Here is a 10,453-nt window from a genome sequence, read left to right on the forward strand (position 1 = left end):
GGCCACACCTACCCGCCACTGCGCCGGCGGCAGCAACCCATTCACCAGGTAATTACCGACGATCCGCGACTTGTACACCCGCGGGTTATGGTTCGCCAACGTGCGCGCATTGCGCCACAACCGGTCCAGCGCCTTGTCGCTGGCCGTGGCACTGGCGCCCAGTGCGTCAAACAACCCGGTGGTCGCCGCCAGTGTTGCATCCACCACGGGATTGACCGCCAGGCACACCTCCAATTCCGCCAACGCAACCTGCGAGTCGTCATCCTGCAGCGGCCGGTCTCGCGCAATCACATACTGCGCTGTCTGATCCAGGCGCTGCGCCGCGTGCTGGGTGATGGCCTGTGCGGCGTAGGCTTGGCTGGCGACTTCGCCAATCACTTGCAGCAATTGCACATCCTGGGCAGCGGTGTCGGCGTTGCCGGTGGTGAAGGTGCGGGCGCGCTGGCTGAGTTCGGCGGCGCCACTGAGCGCGGCGCGGCGGGCGATGCCGGCCAGGGTGGCAAGGTGGTAGATCTGGTAGAACGACTGGCCATAGGCGAAGCGTTGGGTGGTGGGGCGCACATCGTCATCCACCACCGGTGCGTTGTCGAAGAGGCAGGTGCCGCTGGCGGTGAGGCGTTGGCCGAAGCCATTCCAGTCGTCGATGATCTGCACACCGGGCGCCTTGAGGTCGACCACCAGGCTGTACACCACACCGTCTTCGCCGGTGGCCACGGTGTTGATCAGGTCACTGTAGAGCGCGCCGGTGGTGTAGAACTTTTTGCCGCTGATGCGCAGTGTGCCATCGGTGTGGCGGTGCAGGCGGGTGCCGAAATCGCCACGGGCCTGGTTGCCGACTTCGGTGCTGCCTGGGGAAAGCAGGGCGCCTTGGCCGAGGCGGTCGAGCCATTGGGCGCGCCAGTCGCGGTCTTTGGCGCATAGCACGTCTTCGCAAAAGCCAAAATGCCCACGCAGTGCCTGGGTGATGTTGGAGTCGGCGGCGGAAAGCTCTGTCAGCAGCGCAAGCAGTTCAGCGAAGGTCGCGCCTTGCCCGCCGTAACTGACTGGCAATCGCCAGCGTGGCAAACCCAGAGCGTTGAGCTGTTGGATCACTGTCGCCAGGCTGGCGCGTGTCTGATCCGCCTCGGCAGCGTGTGCCAGGATCTGCGCAAACAGCGGGCGAAACGGAGCGGCCAGTTGTTCGTAACGGGCGGAGGGCGCAGTGCCCCAGATATTCAATACGGGAGTCGACATGCAATGGACCTTGCAGAAAGGGTTTCAGGCGCGGGGTCCAGTGGTCTGGTGGCGTCACCCTAACTCAGTGGGCAGCAAACTTTTAATACGAAAAATAGCTAACCCACTGTTAGGCGGTTCTATCGATAGTGCACAACAGTATTAAACCCGGCGCTTTTATTGCGTTAGCTTCTACGGGCGCCACGCTCGGCGACTGCCAAAACCCTTCTCTCATTGCCAGACTGCACGCCCACAGATGGTTGAGTCAGCCATTAACTGTGTGGATTCCTCCTATGATCAATCGTCGTAATTTGCTTGCCGTGCTGGGCCTGGCCTCGCTGACACTGCATGGCCCATCGGTGTGGGCGGCAGCGCCGCAGACCCTGACGGTGGGTGACCAGTTCTTCTCCAATCGCATCGTCCTGGAGCTGTCCGGCGAGCTGAAAGACCTGCCGTATCAAATCGACTTCAAACGCTTCAATACCGGCTCCCCGGTGGCCTCGGCGGTCGCCAGTGGCGCGCTGGACGTGGGCATTGTCGGCGATACGCCGGTGATCAGCCTCGCCGCCAATGGCGCGCCGGTGAAAGTGGTCGCCAGCACCCAGACCAGCCTCGATGGCGTGGGCATTGTGGCGCGCAAAGGGATTCATTCGGTGGCCGAGCTAAAGGGCAAAACGGTGGCGATCTGGAACGGTTCATGGAGCCAGCAACTGGCCTACAAGGCCCTGGATGAAGCCGGTGTGCCACGCAACAGCGTGACCTTCAAATACCTGCTGCCAGCCGAAGCGAGCCTGGCGCTGAGCCAGGGCGACATCGATGCCTTCGGCACCTGGGAGCCCTACGTGTCGTTGCAGGAAAAAGAGGGCAACACCCTGATCCGCAATGCCAAAGGCTTGATGAGCGCGCCGACCTACATCGTTGCGTATGAGCCGGCGCTGGCGCAGAAACGCGCGATTATCAAAGATTTTGTGGCGCGTCTCACCCGTGCGCGGGTGTGGAGCAGCAGCCACGTTGATGAGTATGCCCAGGCGTGGTCGAAGGCCAACCAATCTGCACCGGAGATTGCCAAGGTGTGGTTCAAGCGTGATGCGATCAAGGTGCTGCCGATCTCCCCGACCATTGTCGGCGAAGCCCAGGCCACGGCGGATTTCCTGGTCGATGCGCAGATGCTCAAACAGCCTTATGACGTGACGCCCTTGTTTGATCAGGCCCTTTAAACGCGGACGAAACACGCGCTAATAGTCTCGGGCGCCTGTTGATACGGGGGCTGAGCTAGGGTTTTTTGTTCCGGTTGGCGCCGGAATAAAAAATTCACTAGCATCAGTATGGAGTAGCCAGTAGGCTACAGGTGAGACTTTGACCAATTCGATCGGCAGGACGCCGGAGTTTGATACATGGCTCGACGGTATGAAGGATCTATGGGGCAAAACGGCGGTGCTGACTCGCCTGGACCGCGCCGAAGAAAACAATTTTGGCGATTGCGAGCCGGCCGGTGACGGCCTGAGTGAAATGCGTGTATTCGTCGGGCCTGGCTACAGGATTTATTTTGTACGCACGGGCATCACGGCCTACCTGATGCTGTGGGGCAGTGATAAAACCGACCAAAAAAGAGGCATAAAGCGGGCAAAAGAGATTCTCGATGCCCTGAGAGGTAAATGAAATGAGCAACTCGACATTCAAACCCGAGGACATGCCGATCCTCGATCTTGATACATCCGGCACCAGCGTCTACGAAGCTTCGCGCTTCCTCGACAGCCCGGAAATCATCAGTGCTTATCTGGCACAAAGCATGAAGTCCCAGGACCCGCAGATCCTCATGAAGGCGCTGGCTGAAGTCGCCAAGGCCCAGGGTGTGAACAAGGTGGCCGAGGCGGCGGGGGTCAATCGCGAGAGTCTGTATAAAACCCTGAAGGGCGGCTCCAAAACACGTTTTGAAACGATCAAGAAGCTGATGCTGGCGTTAGGCGTTGAGCTGACTGTGCAGCCCGTTGCAGCTGGCGCGAGCAAAAAAATGCCGCGGCACAACGGACAATAATCAGCAACTGTCAGTTTTCACAGTATCTTTCTCCTTGAAGTCATGGTCTTGTCACACGCTGATGCGAACGTTCCCTAGCCAAAAAACACACGGCACCGGACCGCGCCTGAGTTGTACTTCAAGGAGACTTAATCATGAGGGTCGTGACCTCAGGCTCTGCTTATCTGGATATAGACGCTTATGCGTGCTGCATAGCCTACGCTGAACTGCTGAATCACCAAGGTGTTCAAGCGCGTGCGGTCAGCAGTGCGCCACTCAATTTCAGCGTTTGCGCCAGTGTGCTCGGTTGGAAGGCCTCGCTGGACGATTACCAACCCGGCGCCGACGATGAGTTCGTGTTGGTGGATGTCTCCGACTACCATCATTTTGACCCGGTCGTGGTACTCGATCAGGTGTGCGAAGTGATTGACCATCATCCAGGCTTTGAAATCCACTGGGCGCAGAAGCTGGGTGCGGATGCTGATATCCGGCCAATCGGTGCCGCGGCAACGCTGGTTTTCCAGCGTTGGGAAAGGTCCGGCCTGCTGCCGCAGATCAGCCGGCACAGCGCTGCGTTATTGGCCACGGCGATTCTGGACAATACCCTGAACTTCACCGGAAATATGACCGCATCCCTGGATATCTGGGCCTACGAGGTGCTGGCGCGGCGGGCGGGGCTGACGGCGGATTGGCCGCAGCGTTATTTCAGCGAATGCCAGGCTGCGATCGAAGCCGACCTTGAGGTCGCCCTGGCGGCTGATATGAAACACATGACGGCCACGCGCAACCTGCCGCAGCTCATTGCGCAAATGACGGTGTGGGATGCGCAGGGGTTGCTCCAGCGGCATCACGCAGCCATTGAACAATGGCTGGCGGCGCAAGGTGAGGACTGGCTGTTGAACGCTATCAGCATCCGCGAGCGCAAGAGCTATTGGTTGGCCGAGCCTTCTCTCAGCCAGCAGAAGCTGAGCCTGCTGCTGTCGCTCGATTGGCAAGGTACACAGGCCGTGCTTGGGCGTGCGATGCAGCGCAAGGAGCTGGTGAAGCTGGCCCTGGCTGCCGCACGCGAAGACCTCAGCGTACGAGGCAAGGCCGTTTGTTGTTGAAGGCCCAGCCCGGTATCAAAAACTGCATCGCCACGCTGTCGTCCCGCGCCCCAAGGCCCATGCCTTTGTACAGTTCGTGGGCCTTGGCCACGGCATCCATATCGATCTCCACGCCCAGGCCCGGTTTGCTCGGCACCTTGACGTAGCCGCCCTCGATTTTCAGCGGTTCCCGGGTCAGGCGTTGGCCGTCCTGCCAGATCCAGTGGGTGTCGATCGCAGTGATGTCGCCCGGCGCGGCGGCGGCCACCTGGGTGAACATCGCCAGGGAAATATCAAAGTGGTTATTGGAGTGCGAGCCCCAGGTCAGGCCCCACTCATTGCACATCTGCGCCACGCGCACCGAGCCTTGCATCGTCCAGAAGTGCGGGTCGGCCAGGGGAATATCCACCGACTGCAGCTGGATCGCGTGGCCCATTTCACGCCAGTCGGTGGCGATCATGTTGGTCGCGGTTTTAAGCCCGGTGGCACGGCGGAATTCGGCCATGACCTCGCGGCCCGAGTAGCCGTTTTCTGCGCCACAGGGGTCTTCGGCGTAGGCCAGCACGTGGTGTTGATCGCGGCATAGGCGGATCGCTTCTTTCAGTGACCATGCGCCGTTCGGGTCGAGGGTGATGCGTGCGTCCGGGAAGCGCTCGGCCAAGGCCGTCACCGCTTCGATTTCTTCATCGCCACTCAATACGCCGCCTTTGAGCTTGAAGTCGTTGAAGCCGTATTTGGCTTTGGCGGCTTCGGCCAGGCGCACCACGGCCTCGCTGGTCAGGGCTTTTTCATGGCGCAGGCGGAACCACTCGTCATCGGCGTCCGCCTCGTTGCGGTAGGCCAGGTCGGTGGCCGTGCGATCACCGACGTAGAACAGGTAGCCGAGCATTTTTACTGCGTCACGCTGTTGGCCTTCGCCCAGCAGGGCGGCGATGGGCACTTCGAGGAATTGCCCGAGCAGGTCGAGCAGGGCGGCCTCCATGGCGGTGACGGCGTGGATGGTGATGCGCAGGTCGAAGGTTTGCAGGCCACGGCCGGCGGCGTCCCTTGATGCAAAGGTGGTGCGCATCTGGTTGAGGATGCGCTGGTACTGGCCGATGGGTTGGCCGATCACCAGGCTGCGGGCGTCCTCCAGGGTTTCGCGGATGCGCTCGCCACCGGGCACTTCACCGACACCGGTGTTGCCCGAACTGTCCTTGAGGATCACGATATTGCGGGTAAAAAATGGCCCATGGGCGCCGCTCAGGTTCAGCAGCATACTGTCGTGGCCGGCGACGGGAACGACTTGGAAATGGGTGACGACGGGCGTGGTCATGGCAGGATCCTAATAAGCTTAAAGAGGTTTGCTGATAGCGGTGCCTGTTGCTGCAACGCTCGGCGGCGCCAGCACGGCAGAAGGCGAAGTCTTGGCAAAAAACACCAGGATGGCCGCCAGCACCGAGGTGCCGGCCAGGCCATACAGGCCGCCCTGGATCGAGCCGGTGGTCTGCTCCAGAAAGCCGAAGGTCGTAGGCGCCACGAAGCCGCCCAGGTTGCCGATGGAGTTGATCAGCGCGATCACTGCAGCGGCGATGCGCACATCCAGGTAACCCTGTGGGATTGGCCAGAACAGCGAGGACGCGGACTTGAACCCGATGGCCGCAAAGCAGATCGCGACAAAGGCGAAGATCGGCCCGCCGGTGGTGGACATGAACATGCCGGCGGCGGCGATCAACAGCGCGGCGGCGACCCAGGCTTGCTGGAACTTGAACTTGCCCGACAGCGCGGCGAAGGCGTACATGGCGATGATCGAGATCAGCCACGGGATCGAGTTGAAGAAGCCGACCTGCACGTCGCTCAGATCGCCCATCTTCTTGATGATGCTAGGGAGCCAGAAGGTCGCGGCGTAGATCGTCAGCTGGATGCAGAAGTACAAGGCGCAGAACAGCAGGATCTGGCGGTCCTTGAGCAGCTTGGCAATGGTCGGTTTGATGGTGGTCAGCGCCTCACGCTCGCGCTGTTCCTGGTCAATGGCGCCCACCAGCGCGTCCTGTTCTTCGCGGGTCAGCCATTGGGCGTCGTGGGGTTTGGAGTCGAGCCAGAACCACACAAAAAAGCCCAGCGCCACTGAAGCCAGGCCTTCGATGGCAAACATCCATTGCCAGCCGTGAAACCCGAACCCTTCTATCTGCAGAAGTGCTCCCGACAGCGGGCCGGAGATCAGCGACGCAACCGCCGAGCCACTGAGGAAAATGGCGATGGCTTTACCGCGCTCCACGCCGGGCAGCCAGCGCGTGAAATAGTAAATCACCCCAGGGAAAAACCCCGCCTCGGCCACGCCCAGCAGAAAGCGCAGGACGTAGAACTGGGTTTCGTTCTGGATGAACGCCATCAGCGTGGCGACGATGCCCCAGGTGAACATGATGCGGGTCAGCCAGATGCGCGCACCGACCTTTTGCAGCAGCATGTTGGAGGGCACTTCAAAGAGCGCGTAGCCGATGAAAAACAACCCGGCGCCCAAGCCGTAGGCGGCCGCGCCGATACCCAGGTCATGCTCCATGTGTGTGCGCACGAAGCCGATATTGACCCGGTCGATGTAGTTGAGAATAAACATGATCACGAACAGTGGGAGCACGTGGCCCTTCACTTTGCTCACGGCGCGCGTGAGGACCGAATCACTTTCTGGAGCGGCAGATGCGTGGTTTGAATTGTTCACAATTAAAAAACTCCCCCTGATTTATTTTTATGCGGGTTTGCGTGTTTTGTTGCCAGACATCATACAAGTGGTTTTCTTGAGTTCGCAATGCACCTGCAACTGTTTTTGTTCTTATAAGGCTGCTGATTGGTTGTGTGTTTTGGTTATTTGTCTAGCGTTTGTTGGGTGTATAGATCGATCGGCGATGTAGTTGTCGCGATCTTTACCTTCACGCACGGCCCGCAAGGGCCAGCGAGCATTGCGTCATTCTGGTTGGTTGTCATACAAGTTGTGAGCTTTATGAATCAAGCCAGCGCCTACTCGGGGCAGGGTGTTAAGCTCCCCTCAGCCAACCCCGTGGACCCATAGTGATGCCCATTGAAAGCGCAAACCCTGTGCGTAAACGTTCCAATAACCTCGCCCAAGGTGTGGTCGAGGCGCTGACCCAGCGCATCCTGCTGGGCCAGCTCAAACCCGGTGAAAAATTGCCGTCCGAGTCCAGCATCGTGCTGGAGCATGGCGTGAGCCGCACAGTGGTGCGCGAGGCGATCTCCAAGCTGCAGGCGTCGGGGCTGGTGGAGACGCGTCACGGCATCGGCACCTTTGTGTTGGTGCAGCACGCCCAGCAAGGTTTGCGTTTGCATGTGGACACGGTCGCCAGCGTGCGTAACATGCTCGAGCTGCGCTTGGGCCTGGAGGTGCAAGCCGTGGCTTTGGCCGCGCTGCGCAGGAGCGACGAACAGCTCGCACACATGCGCCAGGCGCTGGACGATTACCAGGCCTCGCTGGCCAGCAACGACAGCTGTGTGGAGGAGGACAAGCGCTTTCATCAACTGATCGCCGAGGCCACCGGCAATACCTTTTTTACCGAAATCATGCTGCACCTGGGCAGTGCGATGATCCCGCGCACCCAGGTCAAGGGCGTCGAACGCGGCGGGGCCGACTTCGCCAAGCTGGGGCAGTTGGCGAACCTTGAGCATGAGGCGATCTTCAATGCCATCAAGCGCCAGGACCCGGACGCGGCGCGGGCCGCCATGGTGCTGCACCTGACCAACAGCCGGGACCGGTTTTCCGGGGAATGACAAGGAACCACCGTTGAACGAACACACATTGTCCATGCGCCTGGAGCGCGTGGCCGCCAACGTGCCCGCTGGCGCGCGCCTGGCCGACATCGGCTCGGACCACGGCTACCTGCCGGTGGCCTTGATGCGCCGTGGCGTGATCACGGCAGCGGTGGCGGGGGAAGTGGCGACCACACCCTTTTACGCAGCCCAACGCACCGTGCGCGACAATGGCCTGGAGCAACACATCAGCGTGCGCCTGGCCGATGGCTTGGCAGCGATTGAACCGGGCGATGGGATCACCGCGATCAGCGTCTGTGGCATGGGCGGCGAGACGATCCGCGACATCCTCGACAACGGCAAGGTGCACCTCAGCGGCCAGGAACGCCTGGTCCTGCAACCCAATGGTGGCGAGCAACCCTTGCGCCAATGGCTGATGGACAACGGCTATCGCATCCTCAGCGAAGAGTTGCTGCGGGAAAACCGCTTTTACTACGAGATCATCGTGGCCGAGCGCACAGGCGCCGTGACCTATACCGATCAGCAGCTGTACTTTGGCCCGTTGCAAATGCAAGCCCGCAGCCCGGAGTTCCTGGCCAAGTGGCAGCGGATGCTGCGCCAGAAGCACAAGACCCTGGCCAGTTTTGAGCAGGCACGCCAGTCGGTGCCGGAGCAAAAACTGCAAGAAATTGCCCGGCAGGCGCGGTGGATTACCGAGCTGCTGGCGTGAAGTGACTTGTAACTTTTCCTACGCATGTGCAAGGATCTGCCCATGACTCAATTTTCGCAAAGCAACCGCCATCATCCCCACGGACCTTGCTTCAGGTGCCGTGGTTGCTTGCGCTCACTGATTGACCAGACCCACTGATCACTCAATGAACCCCACCCAAGGCGCCTATGGCGCCTTTTTTTTGCCTGCAAACACTGGAGATTCAACCCATGACAATGCTACGTGGAACCCGAATGGTCACCGGCAAAGAAGCCGCAACGATGCGTGAAGTAGAGGGCCGTTTCCGGAGCTATCTTCATCGAAGCGGGCGCTGAAGAAGTCATCGTGCCGGCTCTTTGGGGCCAGGACACGTTTATCGAAAAAACCGGCGGCAGTGAAATCATCGGGCAGATGTGGGCCTTCGATGACAAGGCGGGCCGCAAGTGCTGCCTGATCCCGGAAGCCACTGCGCTGTTCCAGGAGCGCAACGCCGACTTGCTCGAGGGGCGCGCGGCGGCGATGTTTTTTTACGTGGCGCGGTGTTATCGCTATGAGCGGCCGCAAGCCGGCCGTTATCGTGAGTTCACTCAACTGGGGCTGGAGATTCTAAGCCCTGACCCTGGGTTGGCGTTGCAGCGCAGCCAGGCCCTGTGTACTGGGTTTCTGGACACGCTGGGGCTCGACTATGCGCTGAACCTGGCCGTGAAACGTGGGCTGAGTTACTACCTGGAGGGCAACGGCTTTGAGGTGCGCTGCCCGACATTGGGTGCGCAACAGCAAGTCGTGGGCGGCGGGGCTTACCGTGAAGGCGCGGGCTTCGGTATCGGGCTTGAGCGGTTGGTGCTGGCGTTGGCGTGAAGCACCAGGCGTCTCCCAGTGGGAGGCGCCTGCTTTGCTGGCCTCGAATATGCTCCAATAGCCGCCTTCTTTTGCTGACCCAGGAACCCTGCCATGGCCGAGACCACCGACCAAGCCTTCTACGACCGCGCAGATGCGCATATCGAACTGTCGAACGAGCAGCTCAAGACCTGTGAAAACCTCGGTGAGGTCAGCGCCTCGATGATGTTCGGCACCACGCGCTTCAATGCCTGGGCCAGCGCCCGCAACTTCAAGTCCGGCGCCGAGATGGCCGAGGCCCGTGAGGCGATGCTGAAGTATTTCTGTGATCAGTACAGGATGATGCTTGAGGATAACCTGGATGATCACATCAATAATTTCAGTCAGTACATGCGGGTGAAAGTGGCGGATTAAGAGGGTGGTGGGGGAGGGGCTGTGAGCTTGGCAGCCCCAGCGGATGCCATCGCAGGCAAGCTGGCGCCCACAGTTACCGTTTCACTCTCGTCATTGAGTGTTTTTGCCCCATTTTTGCGCACGCCCGCGCACTTTTTGATTGCCGCACCGCCTATCTCCGGCCCCTCCTGCAACGGCCCGTATCTTGCTAGAACCAAGCTAATCAATGACATGGCATTTTGCTTCTAGTCATTTCCAGCTTGTTTTTGGGAGCGGTCGGCCATGCACACTCTTTTATCACCCGGTATCCATTTGCTCGGCCGTCTCGGTTTTGCGCGCAAATTCCAGGTGCTGTTTTTCCTGTTCATGCTGCCCCTGGCCGGGAGCCTCTGGATGATTGGCTCGGACTATCGCGGCAAATTGAACGTGATTACCAGCGAGCAGTCCGGCGTGCACCAACTGTTGGCC

General features: G+C 60.1%; 12 protein-coding genes. 9 read left to right on the forward strand and 3 right to left on the reverse strand.

Going from position 1 to position 10,453, the window contains the following annotated elements:
• Window positions 1-1,233: acyl-CoA dehydrogenase family protein (locus FEM54_RS14025; protein WP_138451470.1), on the reverse strand; the 1,233-nt coding region annotated here is incomplete at its 3' end.
• A 272-nt stretch (window positions 1,234-1,505) separates the two neighbouring features.
• On the opposite strand from FEM54_RS14025, the gene FEM54_RS14030 reads away from it, so the two are divergent.
• The 4 genes from FEM54_RS14030 to FEM54_RS14045 all read left to right on the forward strand — a co-directional run bounded on the left by FEM54_RS14030 (window position 1,506) and on the right by FEM54_RS14045 (window position 4,332).
• Entirely contained in the window at window positions 1,506-2,429 is a 924-nt protein-coding gene (locus FEM54_RS14030; RefSeq protein WP_138451472.1) for an ABC transporter substrate-binding protein, read from the forward strand.
• Between the two features lie 139 nt (window positions 2,430-2,568).
• Window positions 2,569-2,871, forward strand: a complete 303-nt coding sequence (locus FEM54_RS14035) for a type II toxin-antitoxin system RelE/ParE family toxin (protein WP_017136964.1) — start codon at window positions 2,569-2,571, stop codon at window positions 2,869-2,871.
• A gap of 1 nt (window position 2,872) precedes the next feature.
• Window positions 2,873-3,247, forward strand: a complete 375-nt coding sequence (locus FEM54_RS14040; protein ID WP_138451474.1) for an addiction module antidote protein — start codon at window positions 2,873-2,875, stop codon at window positions 3,245-3,247.
• A 134-nt stretch (window positions 3,248-3,381) separates the two neighbouring features.
• Window positions 3,382-4,332 (forward strand): DHH family phosphoesterase, encoded by a 951-nt coding sequence (locus FEM54_RS14045; protein WP_138451476.1) that lies wholly within the window; start codon window positions 3,382-3,384, stop codon window positions 4,330-4,332.
• Here FEM54_RS14045 and gudD read toward each other — a convergent pair.
• Together gudD and FEM54_RS14055 are read right to left on the reverse strand one after the other, a co-directional pair.
• Window positions 4,301-5,626 carry a glucarate dehydratase gene (gene gudD / locus FEM54_RS14050; protein WP_138451478.1) on the reverse strand — a complete coding sequence of 442 codons (1,326 nt, stop codon included), beginning with the start codon at window positions 5,624-5,626 and terminating at the stop codon, window positions 4,301-4,303. The genes FEM54_RS14045 and gudD overlap by 32 nt on opposite strands.
• Window positions 5,627-5,644: 18 nt before the next feature.
• Window positions 5,645-7,006 carry an MFS transporter gene (locus FEM54_RS14055; protein ID WP_138451480.1) on the reverse strand — a complete coding sequence of 454 codons (1,362 nt, stop codon included), beginning with the start codon at window positions 7,004-7,006 and terminating at the stop codon, window positions 5,645-5,647.
• A gap of 350 nt (window positions 7,007-7,356) precedes the next feature.
• On the opposite strand from FEM54_RS14055, the gene FEM54_RS14060 reads away from it, so the two are divergent.
• From FEM54_RS14060 to FEM54_RS14080, 5 genes are all read left to right on the forward strand, one after another.
• On the forward strand, window positions 7,357-8,067 hold the full coding sequence (locus FEM54_RS14060) for a FadR/GntR family transcriptional regulator (RefSeq protein WP_099548970.1): 711 nt from the start codon (window positions 7,357-7,359) through the stop codon (window positions 8,065-8,067).
• Between the two features lie 13 nt (window positions 8,068-8,080).
• Entirely contained in the window at window positions 8,081-8,776 is a 696-nt protein-coding gene (locus FEM54_RS14065; RefSeq protein ID WP_138451483.1) for a tRNA (adenine(22)-N(1))-methyltransferase, read from the forward strand.
• Window positions 8,777-9,067: 291 nt separating this feature from the next.
• Window positions 9,068-9,613 (forward strand): ATP phosphoribosyltransferase regulatory subunit, encoded by a 546-nt coding sequence (locus tag FEM54_RS14070; protein ID WP_026013702.1) that lies wholly within the window; start codon window positions 9,068-9,070, stop codon window positions 9,611-9,613.
• A 93-nt stretch (window positions 9,614-9,706) separates the two neighbouring features.
• A complete protein-coding gene (locus tag FEM54_RS14075) occupies window positions 9,707-10,006 on the forward strand; it encodes a DUF3144 domain-containing protein (RefSeq protein ID WP_017136956.1) in 300 nt (99 codons plus the stop codon).
• Between the two features lie 261 nt (window positions 10,007-10,267).
• Window positions 10,268-10,453, forward strand: a 186-nt coding sequence (locus tag FEM54_RS14080; RefSeq protein WP_138451485.1) for a hypothetical protein, incomplete at its 3' end; no start/stop codon positions are given.

Source organism: Pseudomonas edaphica, assembly GCF_005863185.1.
Taxonomy (GTDB): Bacteria; Pseudomonadota; Gammaproteobacteria; order Pseudomonadales; family Pseudomonadaceae; genus Aquipseudomonas; species Aquipseudomonas edaphica.